13 protein-coding genes are annotated in these 15,110 nt (G+C 60.5%); all 13 read right to left on the bottom strand.

The window, feature by feature from the left end:
• Positions 1 to 68: 68 nt before the first annotated feature.
• The 13 genes from rfbB to hemC all read right to left on the bottom strand — a co-directional run bounded on the left by rfbB (position 69) and on the right by hemC (position 15,096).
• Entirely contained in the window at positions 69 to 1,061 is a 993-nt protein-coding gene (gene rfbB / locus Q4E11_RS10115; RefSeq protein WP_303165513.1) for a dTDP-glucose 4,6-dehydratase, read from the bottom strand.
• Positions 1,062 to 1,113: 52 nt separating this feature from the next.
• On the bottom strand, positions 1,114 to 2,127 hold the full coding sequence (ccsB, locus tag Q4E11_RS10110; protein ID WP_303165512.1) for a c-type cytochrome biogenesis protein CcsB: 1,014 nt from the start codon (positions 2,125 to 2,127) through the stop codon (positions 1,114 to 1,116).
• A gap of 84 nt (positions 2,128 to 2,211) precedes the next feature.
• Complete coding sequence (locus tag Q4E11_RS10105; RefSeq protein ID WP_303165511.1) at positions 2,212 to 3,888, bottom strand: cytochrome c biogenesis protein ResB; 1,677 nt, start codon at positions 3,886 to 3,888, stop codon at positions 2,212 to 2,214.
• A gap of 28 nt (positions 3,889 to 3,916) precedes the next feature.
• Entirely contained in the window at positions 3,917 to 4,747 is an 831-nt protein-coding gene (locus tag Q4E11_RS10100) for a cytochrome c biogenesis CcdA family protein (protein WP_303165510.1), read from the bottom strand.
• Between the two features lie 3 nt (positions 4,748 to 4,750).
• Positions 4,751 to 5,365, bottom strand: a complete 615-nt coding sequence (locus Q4E11_RS10095) for a TlpA disulfide reductase family protein (protein WP_303165509.1) — start codon at positions 5,363 to 5,365, stop codon at positions 4,751 to 4,753.
• Between the two features lie 57 nt (positions 5,366 to 5,422).
• Complete coding sequence (locus Q4E11_RS10090; protein ID WP_303165508.1) at positions 5,423 to 6,070, bottom strand: histidine phosphatase family protein; 648 nt, start codon at positions 6,068 to 6,070, stop codon at positions 5,423 to 5,425.
• An 8-nt stretch (positions 6,071 to 6,078) separates the two neighbouring features.
• The gene (gene hemL / locus Q4E11_RS10085) at positions 6,079 to 7,425 is read right to left on the bottom strand and encodes a glutamate-1-semialdehyde 2,1-aminomutase (RefSeq protein ID WP_303165507.1); all 1,347 of its coding nucleotides are present in this window, start codon (positions 7,423 to 7,425) and stop codon (positions 6,079 to 6,081) included.
• Between the two features lie 80 nt (positions 7,426 to 7,505).
• Positions 7,506 to 10,094: a cation-translocating P-type ATPase gene (locus tag Q4E11_RS10080; protein WP_303165506.1), complete on the bottom strand. Its 2,589-nt coding sequence runs from the start codon at positions 10,092 to 10,094 to the stop codon at positions 7,506 to 7,508.
• 21 nt (positions 10,095 to 10,115) lie between these two features.
• Positions 10,116 to 10,496, bottom strand: a complete 381-nt coding sequence (locus Q4E11_RS10075; RefSeq protein WP_303165505.1) for a hypothetical protein — start codon at positions 10,494 to 10,496, stop codon at positions 10,116 to 10,118.
• Positions 10,493 to 11,113, bottom strand: a complete 621-nt coding sequence (locus Q4E11_RS10070) for a hypothetical protein (protein WP_303165504.1) — start codon at positions 11,111 to 11,113, stop codon at positions 10,493 to 10,495. The genes Q4E11_RS10075 and Q4E11_RS10070 overlap by 4 nt, the downstream gene beginning before the upstream one ends.
• A gap of 74 nt (positions 11,114 to 11,187) precedes the next feature.
• Positions 11,188 to 12,246, bottom strand: a complete 1,059-nt coding sequence (hemB, locus tag Q4E11_RS10065; RefSeq protein WP_303165503.1) for a porphobilinogen synthase — start codon at positions 12,244 to 12,246, stop codon at positions 11,188 to 11,190.
• A 48-nt stretch (positions 12,247 to 12,294) separates the two neighbouring features.
• A complete protein-coding gene (locus Q4E11_RS10060) occupies positions 12,295 to 13,962 on the bottom strand; it encodes a uroporphyrinogen-III synthase (RefSeq protein ID WP_303165502.1) in 1,668 nt (555 codons plus the stop codon).
• Between the two features lie 201 nt (positions 13,963 to 14,163).
• The gene (hemC, locus tag Q4E11_RS10055) at positions 14,164 to 15,096 is read right to left on the bottom strand and encodes a hydroxymethylbilane synthase (RefSeq protein ID WP_303165501.1); all 933 of its coding nucleotides are present in this window, start codon (positions 15,094 to 15,096) and stop codon (positions 14,164 to 14,166) included.
• Positions 15,097 to 15,110: the final 14 nt, after the last annotated feature.

Genomic DNA, 15,110 nt, shown 5'->3' with positions numbered 1-15,110 from the left:
GACTGTACTCGCCAACATCGGCCTGACACTTGACAAAAACATAGGGACACCCCCCTGCCCGACCCGTCCTACAGCTCCTGCTCGCGCTGAGCGTAGCCGGCCTCGGCAGCGTCGTAGGCCGCGGCCCACCAGGACTCGTTGGCACGATACCAATCGATGGTCTCGGCAAGACCTGCAGAAAAGTCCTGGTAGCGCGGCTGCCAGCCGAGGGAGCGGATGGAGGTGGGATCAATCGCATAGCGGCGGTCGTGTCCAGGGCGGTCAGTGACGTGGACGAAGTCACTGCGCGAGCGGCCGAAGCCCTCCAGTATGTCTCCGACTACGTCGAGGTTGGAACGCTCGCCATCAGCACCAATCAGGTAGGTCTCCCCCACCTCACCGGAGTCCAGGATTGTCCAGACCGCATCATTGTGATCATCGACATGAATCCAGTCTCGGACATTTTCGCCGGTGCCATACACGCGCGGTCGCCGACCGCGCAAGAGGCCACAGATCTGGCGCGGGATGAGCTTTTCCGGGTGCTGCCGGGGCCCATAGTTGTTCGAGCAATTACTGATGGTCGCAGCCAGCCCAAAGCTGCGTACCCAGGCTCGAACAAAGTGGTCGGCCGAAGCTTTGGAGGCCGAATACGGGCTGGAGGGTTTGTACGCTGTGGACGTCGTAAAGCGTGCCGGATCGTCGAGAGCGAGATCACCGAAGACCTCATCCGTGGAGATGTGGTGGAGGCGGACGTCGTGGGTGGCGCAGGCCTTGGCCAGATTGACGGTGCCCATCACGTTGGTGGTGACGAAGGGATCGGCATCCACCAGGGAGTTGTCGTTGTGGCTCTCGGCGGCGAAGTGGACCACTGCATCGAAGCGCGGCACGATACGGTCAATCAGATCGGCATCGCGGACATCGCCGTGGATGATCTCGCACTCCGCGCCATCCAGGCTCGCCGGGTTGGCGGCGTAGGTGAAAGCGTCGAGCACCGTGACATTCACATCGGGCCGAGTGGCCAAGGTGCGAAGAACGAAGTTGGAACCAATAAAGCCGGCACCACCGGTGACGAGAACGCGCATGGAAGCGATTCTAGTTCACCCGGCGATGCCGGCTTAAGTGCGTTTGAAACGCTTAGTTCAGACCAGCGTAGGAGTGCAGGCCCGAGACCACCATGTTGATGAAGAACAGGTTGAACACCATGGTCGCAAAACCGAGGATGTTAATCCACGCGGCCTTGTAGTTGCGCCAACCCGAGGTCGCACGAGCGTGCAGGTACAGGGCGTAGATGATCCAGGAAATCAGAGCCGTGGTCTCCTTCGGATCCCAACCCCAGTAACGGCCCCATGCGGACTCCGCCCAAATGGCACCCAGCACAATGCCGAGACCAAACAGCGGGAAGGACCAAATAGCAGTGCGGTAAGCAATCGCATCCAGCTTCTGTGCATCCGGCAGCGGCGAAACCAGCTTGCCGAAGAAGCCCTTTTCCTCACCCTTGCGGTTGTACATCCGCAGCATGTACAGAATCGAAGCGACACCGGAAATCAGCGCAATACTGGAACCGATTGCAATGATGGAGACGTGAATTGGCAGCCAGACCGACTGCAGTGCCGGAACCACCGGAGCGGCTTCCGCGTAGAGGTTCTTACCGCCGTAGAACATCAGCGCCAGAATAGGGGCCAGCATCCATGGCCAGAACACGCGCATGGTCTCGCGGTGCAGGACGCCGGCACCAACGACCATGGCGAACAGGATGGACACCGAGATGTACTCATACAGGTTGCCCCACGGGAAACGCTGCACGGCCAGGCCACGCAGCAGCACCGATGCAAAATGCACGGCCACGCCGACGTAAATCAGCATCTCGGCAGCATTGCCGAGTTTCTCTGCCGTCTTCTTGCGCTTTTCCACGCTTGCCGACGACTCCGTCGCCGACTCTTCCGAGTCAGCTGTAGCAACGGTGGTCTCCGAGCCGCCACCAGCACCAGCAGTTACTAGCTCGCGCTCTGCAGCCTTGCTATTGGCATCGGCTGCAGCCATACGACGGCTGTAAAAAGCAATAGAAACAACAAAGGCCAGAAGATAAAAGGCGAAGGCCGTGAAGTACGACCAGTCCGAAAACTGCGCCAGAGTCTTATTGACGAGCATGTACCTAGGCTCCAAAAGGTGGAATTAGCGGAATAACTTCTTCAAACCCTAGTCCGTTAGGGGTGCAAAGCAAAGGGGGTGGGGCTACGCCTTTGCCTCGAACTTGGTGTCCTCAGCATCCTCATCAGGATCGTCCTCATCGCTGTCGCGTTCAAGGATGTCATCGACGATGTAGGTGAACTCATCGCCCCAACCGGCCTTATCTGTGCGAGCGAGGCCTGCGAACTCAACGCGGGTCTTGCCATCTTCCAGCGGGAAGATACGTACCCACACACGGCGGCGCTTGATACCCAGCGACAGCACCATGCCAACCAGAGCTGCGACCGTGGTCACCAGCACCCAGAACTGGGTCGGATCGTGCGAAACCTGCAGGTTGACAAATTCCTTCGCACCGAGGAACTCAACCTTGGTGCCGTCGTCAAGCTCGGTGGACTCCCCCAGCTTCAGGTTGACGCGAGCCTCCTTGGCCAGCTGACCGGAGTGCATCAGTTCGCGGTCGAGGGAGAACAGGCCCTGCGAGCGTCCGGTGTCCAAACCGGCGTCACCACGGTAGATGTCCACGGCCACGGCTGGGTCCTGCATGGCCGGGTAAGAGGACTGCAGCAGCGCGCCCTTTTCACCGGTGAACTCGGCGGTCGGGGCGAACAGCCCCTCGATGGCAATCTGGTTCTGGCGACGCTCGAACAGGTCTGGGTACATGCCAGCAGGCGGGTCGAAGCGCAGCGCGCCGGAGGACAGGAAGAAGGTCGGGTCATCCGGGCGGAACTGGACAATCTGAGTACGCGACTCGCCGTTGGGCCAAGTCACCTTGAAAGCCGGGGCGAAGCCGTGACCCTGCAGGTACACGCGGTCGCCCGCAATACGCAGCGGGTGGTTGACCTGCAGTGTGGTCTTTTCCCACTGGTCAGCAGGCTTACGCATGTCCTCCTCATCCGCGTAGCGAATGTGGGAGGTAAACATCTTGGCCTGGCCGTTGGGCAGGTAGTCGGCCGTGAAGTCATCGACCTGAATACAGAACGGGTTCAGTGTCGTGCCGTCGAAGGTGTTGCCCGAGCGCAGCGAGTCATAGTTTGCTGCGGCCGTGTTACAGAAGGGCAGACCCACTGCATCATCAACACCGTGTTCGCTCATCTCGGTGCCAGTATTGGTCAACAGGATGACCTGGCCCTCGTAGTAGGTCAGGCGACCCCAGCCGACAATGATGATGAGCACGGCAATGCCGAGGTGGAACACGAGGTTGCCGAATTCACGCAAGTAGCCCTTCTCCGCCGCAAAGGACTGCGCACCAGCGCGGTCCTCGGCAGCCGGGGTCTCTGTCAGCGCCCACTTGCTAAGTCGGCCCCGAACACGCTCGGAAACCTCCTGCGGGGTGGCCTCGACCACGGCTTCGTCGTAAAGCGGCATGCGCGATAGACGCTTCGGTGCCTTGGCCGGCGGCGTCTTCATTGCCTTGTAGTGGTCGATGGTGCGCGGAATAATGCAGCCGACCAGGGAAATCAGCAGCAGCGTCACAATCGCCAGGAACCAGACGGAGGAGAAGACATCGAAAAGCTGCAGCTTATCCATGATCTCGCCGGTCTTGCCGTTGGCGGCAAGGTACTGATCGACCTTGTCCTTATTCAGCGAACGCTGCGGCAGCAGAGCGCCCGGAATCGCCGCGAAGGCGAGGATGAACAGCAAAATCAGCGCCGTGCGCATGCTGGTCAACCAATTCCAGACCTGCTGGAAGGGCCGTCGTACCTTATTCCAATTCAGCGACATCGAAAAAATCTTTCATTAAATTGGCGATTTAAATTGGCGTGACCGTGTCAGTAATAAACGCAGCCTGAATCCAGTTGACGAACATATCCCACACACCGGTGACGAGGGCAATGCCCACAATCACCAGCGCCACGCCACCGGCAATCTGAATGGTGCGCGAGTGCTTACGCAGGAAGTCCACACCACGCATCGCGCGTGCCGACCCCAGCGCCACCAGAATGAAAGGCAGCCCCAGGCCCAGGCAGTACGCAACAATCAGCGCCACTCCCCTAGCCGCTGTCATGCCCTCCGTGCCGGCGGACACCGAAATAATCGCCGTCAGCGTCGGTCCCAGGCACGGCGTCCAACCGAGCGCGAACACAGCACCCAGCAGCGGCGCGCCGAGCCACGTGGTCCAGCGCTTCGGCGCCATGCGGGTGTCTTTCTGCAGCGCCGGAACCATGCCCATAAACGCCAGCCCCATCACAATGGTCACCACGCCACCGATGATTGTCAGCGTGCGCGCCTGCAGACGCAGCGTGGCTACCAGGCCGAAAATCGACGCGGAGCCGAGCACGAAAATCACCGTGAAGCCCAACACGAACAGCAGCGCGGCCAGGCCAACGCGCGAGTGGGATACGCGCTTATCGACGGCGGTTGCGCCCGCAGCCGACGTCGTCAAGCTTTGTTCCTGCGATGCGCCGGAGATTCCGGTCAGATAGGAGACATAGCCGGGCACCAGCGGAATCACGCAGGGGCTGGCGAAGGAGACCAAGCCGGCGAGTGCTGCAGCGAGGAGCCCCAGGATGATGGGACCGCTAGTTGCGGCATCGGCGAATTGCTGACCGATACCGGCGGCAACAATACTGGTAGAAGACATTAATTAGCCCTCGGCAGCGACTTCGTTGACGGCCTTCATCAGCATGGTGTGATCAATTTCGCGCAGGAAGACCTTGGCCGGGCGGTGCTGCTTATCCAGGATGATGGTGGTCGGAATCACCGAGGCGGGGATGCCGCCGAGTGCACCGGCATTGACAAAGGACGGATCATAGATGGACGGGTAGGTAATCCCGTTGTCCTTCACAAAGTCAATCGGAGCCTGGCGGTTATTGTCGCGGACATTGATGCCCAGGATGGTGCCGATGCCCTTTTCCTGCATCTGCTCCTGGACATACTGCAGGTCATCCGACTCAGAGCGGCACGGCGCGCACCACTGACCCCAGGCATTTAGAACGACGATCTGATCCTTAAAGTCATCGAGGGAGATCTCCTTGTTTTTGTCCTCCAGCGCGGGGCCAAAAACCTTGCCGACCGGCTTGCGCTCTTCTGGGGCGTAATCAATAATCTGCTTGCCACCAGGAGAAACGAACTCGAACTGACCGCCGACTGCAACAGCGTCGTGCCCCACCGACTCACCGGGATTACAAGCCACAAGGCCGAGAGACAGAGTTGCTGCCGCAAGTGTCGCAGCGATTCGAGACGAGGAGACCTTGGCCACCTTTAGCGCCACCTTCCGGGGTCGGTGAAACTTCCAAACAAAAATTCTTATCTCACCTTACAGGTGACCTGCCGGTTCGCTATATCGCACGTCAACGATGGCGTCACCGACAAAGACCAGCGAGGTCACACTGGCCAGGTCACACTGCCTAGTCGCAGGATTGTGCGCCAGCTTCAAGTACCGCGCACGGCGCTGAGCTGCGATGATGCACAGCTGGTGAGTAACCAGCACGGCTTCGGCGCCTTCAGCGGCCTGGCGCGCCCGCTCGATGGCCGCAAACATGCGGTCAGCGATCTCCTCGTACGGTTCGCCCCAGCTGGGCACACTCGGGCGGCGCAGGCGCGGCCAGTACTTCGGGTTCCACAAGGCGGTATCAATGCCCTTGATGTGCAGGCCCTCGAAGGTGTTACCGGCCTCCAGCAGATCCTCATCCAGGATTGGCTTCATGCCGAGCACGTCGGTGAAGGGCTTGGACGTCTCCTGCGTGCGCTGCAGTGGCGAGCAGGCGAAGTACTTCACATTGTGGCCCTCGAACGACGCAGCGGTGGCCGTGGCCTGGCGCTGGCCACGGTCTGACAGGTGCCAACCGGGCAGGCGTCCGTAGAGAATTTTGTCCGGGTTGTAGACCTCACCATGGCGGACAAGGTGCACGACCGTGGTCTTGGCGTGCTGTGTCTCGTGCTGGTCCTGCGACTTTTGCGGCAAGATGTCACCTACTCCGGCTTGGCGGCTGCGGCAGCTTCTGCTGCACGGGCTGCCGCGTGCTCAATGATTTCGAAGTCAGCGTCGGTAAGCGCGGCAGAGACGAACCAGGTCTCGTAGCAGGATGCCGGTGGGTAAACGCCGTTGGCCAGCAGTGCGTGGAAGAACGCCGGGTAGCGGAAAGTGTCGGCGGCCTGCATCTGCTCGAAGTTGTGGCCTTCGCCCTCAGCAAAGCGCGGCGAAAGCATGGTGCCCGCGCGCTGAATGTGGTGGGCGACGCCCTGCTTGGTCAGCGCCTCAGAGAGGATGGTGGCCAGGCGATCAGCGTTGGCCGCCACGGTGTCGTAGACATCCTTTGTGGCGTTTTCCAGGTTGGCCAGGCCCGCGGCCATGGCAACTGGGTTACCGGACAGCGTGCCCGCCTGGTAGACCGGGCCGTTTGGAGCCAGGTACTCCATGACATCGCGGCGGCCTCCGAACGCGGCAGCCGGCAGACCGCCGGAGACAACCTTGCCGAAGGTGGTCAGGTCACCGGCCACGCCGTCGATTCCGTACCAGCCGTTGTAGGAGGTGCGGAAACCGGTCATGACCTCGTCGAGAATCAGCAGCGCGCCATCAGCGTGGCAGACTTCCTTCAGCTTGGCGTTGAAGTTGTCCTGCGGGGCGACGGTACCCATGTTGCCCGCTGCGGCCTCAGTGATGACACAGGCAATCTCGCCCGGGTTCTCAGCAAAAGCGGCCTTGACAGCCTCAATGTCGTTGTAGGGAACCACGATGGTGTCCGCTGCCGACGCACCGGTAACACCTGGTGAATCCGGCAGACCGAAGGTGGCCACACCCGAGCCGGCCGAAGCCAGCAGCGCATCGACATGGCCGTGGTAGCAACCGGCGAACTTGATGATCTTGGAGCGGCCGGTAAAGCCGCGAGCCAGGCGGACTGCGGACATAGTGGCCTCAGTACCGGAGTTGACCAGGCGGACCTCGTCGACCGACGTGCGCTCCACAATGTGGCGAGCAAGATCAGTCTCTGCCGTAGTCGGTGCACCGAAGGAGAGCCCTCGGGTGGCGGCCTTTTGCACGGCCTCAACCACTGCCGGGTGTGCATGGCCCAGAATCATCGGACCCCAGGAGCACACCAGATCCACGTACTCATTGCCATCGACATCCACCAGGCGCGAGCCCTTGGCGTGGTCAATGAAACGAGGGGTACCGCCGACCGAGCCAAATGCGCGAACCGGAGAGTTCACGCCGCCCGGGGTCACCGCCTGAGCCTGAGTAAAGAACTCAGCCGAACGATCGGTGAGCTCGACGTTTTCTGGGATATGAGGTGCATTGGTGTCTTGAGTCACGGTGACCATCGTAGACGGCCACCCTAGGCCGGGGCTACCCCACCTCCCGGCCGTGTCCTAACACCCGACTGCTAGCTGCTGACTCCGGACTACCAGCGTCCCAACTTCACGCGGAACAGATGCTTGCGGCGCGACGAGACGCGACGGGAGCGCCAATCGATCCACAAACTGGAGAAAACAATCAGCAACGCTGCCAGCAGCGGATGAATCAGACCGGTAATGCTGAACAGCATGACTGCCACGTTGTACATCCAAGCAATGAAGATATTGGAGTCCATCATGCGCACCACGGCGCGGGAAATCTCAATTGCCTCCGGCACGGACAAAACGGTGCTGCGCAGCGCCACGACGTCGGCATAATCCACATCGACGTCCTGGTCACCTTCAGTGTTGTCCATCAAAATGCCCACGTCGGCGGCTCGCAGGCAGTCCCGCACGTCCTGGTCACCGACCATCACCACGGTCTCACCGCCAGCGTGCACCGAGCGCACCGCAACAGCCTTTCGGCTGCCAATAATGCCGGCGAACACGCGCGAGATATCCAGGCGGTCGGCAAAACGACGGGCCACTGGGTACGGATCTCGCGTAATCATCATGGTGTCCACGCCCATGTCCTCCAGCGCGTCAATGCTCTCGACGGCATCGGGCTTAATGTCTTCACCGACAGTGATGACACCGCGGACCTTGCCACGCCAGGAAACCACCAGCGGCGTACCACCGGACAGGGCTGCCACAGCCATTCGCTCACTCAGTGCAGTCAGATCACGCGGGCGCCATACACGAGCTTCGACAAAGCGCATTTCCATCTTGTCGTCGGTATCGCGCACCGGAATCTCGACCTGCCCGACAAACGCGCCATCATCGGAAATTTCTACATGGACGGTTTCAATCCAATGCGGCACTTCCCCACCACCGGAACCGGCATCACGCGACGCACGGCATGCGCGCACGATAGCTGCCGACGCGGGGTGGTTGCTCTCCATCATGAGAGCGCCTGCAACACGCAGAACCAGGTCCGGATTTTCATTGCTTTCAGCGGCGACATCCAGCACATGGGTGTCGCCTCCGGTCAGCGTTCCGACGCGGTTGAAGATGACCACATCAGCGCGGGACAGCTTGCGGAAAGTCTCGTTGCCACGGATCAAAATGCCGTTGTTCGCGCTGGCGAGAATGCCAATGCGCTGCACGGTGGACGTGGACATTGCCAGCGCCACCGGTGCAATGCCGGAGAGCACGGCCAGCGCCACGGCAAAGCCGCCGCCTGCTGAGCCCGAGGCCAGCCACCAACCGCAAAAGGCGATAACCGCAAGCGACATTGCCCACGGCACCAGCTCAGAGGCCGAGCGCACGGCCGTCTGATGCATGACCGTTTCCTCACGCACAGCCTGGCGCAGCCAGCGCGCCATGGACGCGGCACGGGTCTTCGAACCAGTGCGGCCCACACGCACCTTCAGCTCGGCATCCATATTGATAGCGCCGGCCCAGACCTTGGAATTGACCTTCACCTTCTGCGGCTTCGTGCCAATACCGAGCACCTGTGCATCCATAGTGGACTTGCCACCGATAACCGAGCCATCGACTGGAATGACAGTTTCCGGCGGCACGATGACATCGTCACCGATATTGAGTTCGGCCACCGGCACACTCATCCGCTTAGGCTCCGCGGATTTGGCGCTTTTACGCACCACCGTCACTCTGCGCTCTGCAGGAATGCGCAGCTTGTGCATAATCTGCCCAGTTCGCACCTTGTTGTAGCGCGTGAACATACGGCCAGTTAGCAGCAGCACTGTCAGACCACAGGCGACATCGAAAAATACCTCTGACGTGGCATTTTCACGGTAGTTAAACGCAAACCAAGTCGGTTCGGTGGTATAGCCAATTCGGCCTGCGTGCCCGATTACCAGCTGTCCCAGGGACCACAGCCACGCCAGCAAGATAGCAATGGAGCTGGCCCCGTCGAGCGCCGACATCTTCCGGCGCAGCGATGCCACCATCGCACGGTGGAAGGGATAGCCTCCCCAAAACACCACAACCGTGGTCAGAATCATGCACATCCACTGCCAACCGGGGAACTGCCAGCTGACATTCAGCGACGTCGCAATCACCGGAATCGACAGCAGAGCGCTGCCCCAGAAACGCCGCTTCGTCACCAGTTCTCGCGCAGTAAAGAGCACATCTGCACCGCCATTTTGATGCAGCGCTTCTTCACGACGGCGAATGCGCTCTTCCTCCATTTGCTGTGCGGCGGCCGGCACCGCGGGACGGCGGTGCTGTGATACATCGAGACGGGTTGCACGACGACGAAGCGTACTGCGAGTGAGATACGAATCAACGTCAATCTCGCGGAGAGCCTCAATGAATGTGTTCGGATCAATGTGATCCGGCGCGGTAATCCACGCACGGCCTGGCTTGTAGACCACCGACGCAGTGACTCCAGGAAAAGACTCGAGTACCTTTTCCGCGCGTTCGGCCTTTTCCGCGTCGTCCATGTTGTCCAGGATGAGAGCAAAGGCCGTGTTGGAACGACCATTTCGATTGGCCAGACGCTGGTGCGGGCTTTCTTCCTCTAACACCTGTCGGCTGTGCGGCAGCGCCTTGGCCGCCGCAACCTTGGCATCTTCGATAGCTTGCTCTACGCGGTCATCCAACGAGGATTCTAAATCACCCGTGTTACTCATGGCCTTTACAAAACTTTCCGTCTAATCCTGCGGCCGGCTGGGGCGCGAGGTCGCCAATTCACGATAAAGCAGCAACATACCAAACGCCATTACGATACTGGGGAAAATGACCCACCCAGTCAAAGCTCCCGCGATAACAGCGAAAATCATGGCTAAGCCGGTGACAATCACCGAGACCAACAGCAGTCTCCTGGTGGCTTTGCTCTCCAGTGCCGTCGGCAAGCATGCACTTGCGATAAGCGAGCTGACCAGCGTCAGTACCGCGACGATGCGGATATCGCGGCGAACGGCATCGATGATGTGCGAGTAATCGCCGGTCAGCAGCATCAGACTCATCACGCCTTGCACGATAACGGCGACGAAGAGCACCCAGTGCCAGGGGCTGCGCGGGAGGGTCATCATTTCTTCTGGTCCTCGGGCTTCTTGTTGTTCTGCGTGTTGTCCTTCGGGCCGTCCAGTGGCTTGGTCGGCGGCTTGGGCAAGTGGGACTTACTCGGCGACCAGGGCTGGTTCGGCTTCTGGTCCTTGAAGTAGTCCTTTGCTTCCTTCGACGATGCGAGCACCACACCCGCAACCGCCGCCGTGGCCGAGGCGATTCGTACCGCACCGCTGATGAATACCAGGGCCTCCGGTACACCGGCGGCTGCGGCACCGGATGAGAAGAAAGACACCAGCGCCGTCAGAGCCAGATAAATCGAGCCCAAAATCAGCACGGCGCGAGCACCTTCGCTGCCCTTCTTCATGCGGTCGATGATTGCGAAAAACGCAATACAAATACCTGCGGCGAAGAGGAACGCGATAACAATGGTGGTCTTCAGCGCCGCCTGAATCTGGTTCGCAGCAAGCTCCGGGAATACCTCCTTGGCATCCGATGGGCTAATCAGCATCTCCGGATGCAGCCAGTAGGAAATCAGTGCAAGAACGCTGAGCACCAGCTGCAGCACGGCAGTGATTCGCCACGCCTGCGACGCTCCCTCGATGACATCGGGCAGTGCGGGCTTTGAATCTTCTTTAGTCATCCATCCACTTTTCGATACGACACCTGCGAATTTTCGGCTACCCCTAACGGGCGCAGCCGAAGAACAATTGCAGATTAGTACTGTTCACGCAGCTTCTTGGCCAGGTCCACCGCAGCGTAGGTCAGAATCTGATCCGCACCTGCGCGACGAATGCTCAAGACTGCTTCCATCATCGCAGCATCCAGGTCAATCCACCCGTTGGCGGCCGCCGCGTGAATCATCGCGTACTCACCCGAGACCTGGTACGCAGCAACCGGCACCGGCGACGAGTCAGCGACTTCCCGCAGGATATCCAGGTAGCTCATGGCGGGCTTCACCATCACCATGTCCGCGCCCTCATCAATATCCAGCTGGGTTTCGAGCAGTGCTTCACGACGGTTCGCTGGGTCCTGCTGATAGGTACGGCGGTCACCCTGCAGCGAGCTGCCCACTGCCTCCCGGAACGGGCCATAGAAGGCAGATGCGTACTTGGCCGAGTACGCCATGATGGAAACATCCTCATGACCTGCGGCATCCAGGCCCTCACGGATAGCGGCAATCTGGCCATCCATCATGCCGGACGGCGAGACAATGTGTGCTCCGGCGTCGGCCTGAGCCACGGCCATCTTGACGTAATTGACCAGCGTGCGGTCGTTTTCGACGACCGTATTGCCGAAGCGGTCCGTGCCCAGCACACCGCAGTGACCGTGATCGGTGAACTCGTCCAAGCAGGTATCGGCCATAATCAGAATCTGATTGCCGAATTCCTTGCGCAGGCGACGCAGCGCACGGTTGAGCACGCCATCCGGGTTCCAAGACTCGGAACCTTCCGCATCCTTGTCTTCATCCAGCGGGACACCGAAGAGGTCAACGGCTGGGATGCCGACTTCCACGGCCTCGCGCACGGCGTCCACCAGGGAGTCCTCCGTGTGCTGGACAACGCCTGGCAGCGAGGTAATTGGCTTTGGTTTATCAATTCCATCTGCCACAAACATCGGCAGAATGAGGTTCTTCGGGCTCAGCGTCGTCTCCGCCGTCATAGCGCGCATGACCGGGTTGGTGCGCAGCCTGCGTGGGCGACGAATCGGAATGGGAAGTCCGAACTGGTCGAGGTCGATTCCACGTGTGGATTCAGAAGCTCCAGAAGTAGTCATAGTGACCACCTTAATAAAAACGCGGAATCGCTCCGATACACCCGCAGACTAGCTGGTCTTCTTGCGCGAACGACGACGCTTTTTACGCGGCGGCGGTAGCTGACCGGCAGCCCGCAGGTTGGCGACATGCTCCGCCAGCGCATCCACGAGGTCGGGAATGCTGGCGCGCTCCGGCACCACATCAACACGCAGGCCATACTCCCGAGCAGTGGCGGCAGCCATCGGTCCAATGCAGGCGATGATGGTGCGGGCATGCGGCTTGCCCGCAATACCGACCAAGTTCTTCACCGTCGAACCAGACGTAAAGCAGACTGCGTCAAAACCACCGGTCTTAATCATGTCGCGGATATCCGCGCTCGGCGGAGCTGCCCGCACGGTACGGTAAGCGACCACATCATCGACTTCCCAGCCGAGGTCGACCAGACCGTCGACAAGCACATCGGTGCCGATATCGGCGCGCGGAAGCAAAACGCGGTTGACCGGATCGAGATCCTCGATGTACTCGGGGAAAACATCGACGATGCCCGCGGCGTTCTGGCGTGTGTCATCCGGCAGCAGTTCTGGCGTGATGCCCTTTTCCCGAATGGCAGCAGCCGTGCGGTGTCCCACTGCGGCGATGCGAACACCGGCAAAGGACCGTGCGTCCAGACCGAATGCCTGGAACTTATCCCACACGGCCTTGACGGCGTTGACGGAGGTGAAGACGACCCACTGATAGCGGCCGTCGACAAGCCCCTTGATTGCGCGTTCCATCTGTGCCGGACTGCGTGGCGGCTCGATGGAGATCGTCGGCACCTCAATGGGGATAGCGCCGTGCCCCACCAGACGTGCGCTCATAGGACCAGCCTGCGCCTTTGCGCGCGGAACCAGCACCTTCCAGCCGTAGAGTGCGCGGTTTTCCCACCACGAGTACTTCGAGCGGTTGTCCACGCCCTTGCCAAGGGTCACCACCAGCTGACCGGATAGGTCGCCGGACAGCTGTGCCAGCGTACCCAGCGTGACGTCATAGGTGCGCTGCAGACGAGTGGTGCCGTTTACGGTGACCGACGCCGGCAGCGACGCCGGCAGACCACGCTCACTGAGCTCGGCGGCGATTGCTGCAAGATCGTCCTGGACGGCCTGCAGTACAAGCGGTTGCGGCGCGGTGGCCAGTTCATCCCAATCGACATCGGCACGCCCCAAATCGGTCTCGGTGTAGGTCGAGCCGAGAGCGATGCCCGCAAACGCGGGAACGGTCGACGGCACGGACATACCCGGCACAATCTGGAACTCGACATCCGCGTGGGAGACCTCATTGATCTCAGTCAGCAGCGAGTCATTGGTCAGCGGATTGCCCGCGACCAGGCGCACCACGTTGTTGCCCTTCTTGGCCTCGTCGACAAGCACGGCAGCCATCTTCTTGGCGTCGGCGACGGGCTCACGCAGGTCGGCGGCGGTTGGCGGCGCGGGGCGAGGAGGCTTACGACGAGAGCCCTTGGCCTTGGCCGCGGCGCACATGCGCTCGTACTCCTCTTCGGCTTCCTTCAGCATCTCCGGGGGCACAGGCACGTCGGTTGCAATGAGCTCTCGAACACCCGGCATGACATCGCTGTCCACATAGGCAATAGCGGTGTCGGCGAGAATCTCGCGGGCGCGAAGCGTCAGCAGGTCGGGATTTCCAGGACCAGCGCCGACGAACAGGATGCGCCCCGTTGCGGAGGGGAGAGAGGTGTTCATCGTGGCGGAGTGATTCCTTTTCTATTGGATGTTCACTTGTCCATGCCGATGAGTCACCAAAAAGCGGGCACACGAATGCACATGTGCGTGGGAACTTCTCGCCCCGCACAGCACATGCAAACGCCTCAAGGGAACCCTTATCCCAACGGCATGATTACAGGCCTATTAGCATAAAGGGTTTAAGCGAAATTCACTAACCGGCTACTTTTGAGATTCGCGCAGGGTATCGCCCATTACCTCAACGGCACCCCGTGCGAGCAGCGCTTGTGCGACCTTCCGACCAAGCTCATCGGCCTTATCCATGGGGGCACTAGCGGTCTCGAGCAACTGCTGCGAACCATCGAGGGCGAATACCCCCGCCTTCAGGGTGAGTTCACCATTTTCAGCCACGGTTGAGTACGCCGCAACGGGGGCGGTACAACCGGCTTCCAGCTCATTGAGCACAGCGCGCTCTGCGACAGCCTGCGCGTGCGACACCGGGTGATCGAGCTTGCGCAGAATCTCCACAATCTCACGGTCAGCACTGCGGCATTCCAAGGCCAGCGCGCCCTGTGCCGGTGCCGGCATCAGCACCTCTACGTCGAGGGATTCCGCGATGTTATCCAGGCGGCCGGTACGCTCCAGCCCAGCGCGGGCCAGAATGACCGCATCGAGGTCCTCTTCCACGCGCCCCATGCGGGTATCGATGTTGCCTCGCAGCGGAACAATCTCAAGGTCCGAGCGCAGCGCACGCAGCTGGGAGACACGACGCGGCGCGGAGGTGCCCACGCGAGCGCCTTCCGGCAGATCCATCAACGGCGTTGCGTCACGAGAAATCAGCGCTTCTCGCTGATCCACGCGCTCCGGCACCGCTGCGACCATCATGTCGTCCTCCGGTACCGTCGGCAAGTCCTTGAATGAGTGAACAATGATGTCACAGACATCTTCACGCAGCGCATGGCGCAGGGCCTGGGTGAAGACACCGATACCAATCTTTTCCACCGGATCATGACGATTGTGATCGCCAGCGGTCTTAACAATCACCAATTCGGCGGGCTGTCCCAGCTCAATCAGTGCATCACGGACATGACCAGCCTGTGTTCGAGCTAGTTCTGAGCCCCTGGTGCCAATACGGATTATCGCTGGATCAGGCATTTCTTCCTCCGAAA

The sequence above is a fragment of the Corynebacterium sp. genome (genome assembly GCF_030532195.1).
Lineage (GTDB): Bacteria > Actinomycetota > Actinomycetes > Mycobacteriales > Mycobacteriaceae > Corynebacterium.
The sequence above is the reverse complement of the archived record's forward strand: the minus strand, read 5'-3'. Positions and strand labels throughout refer to the sequence as shown.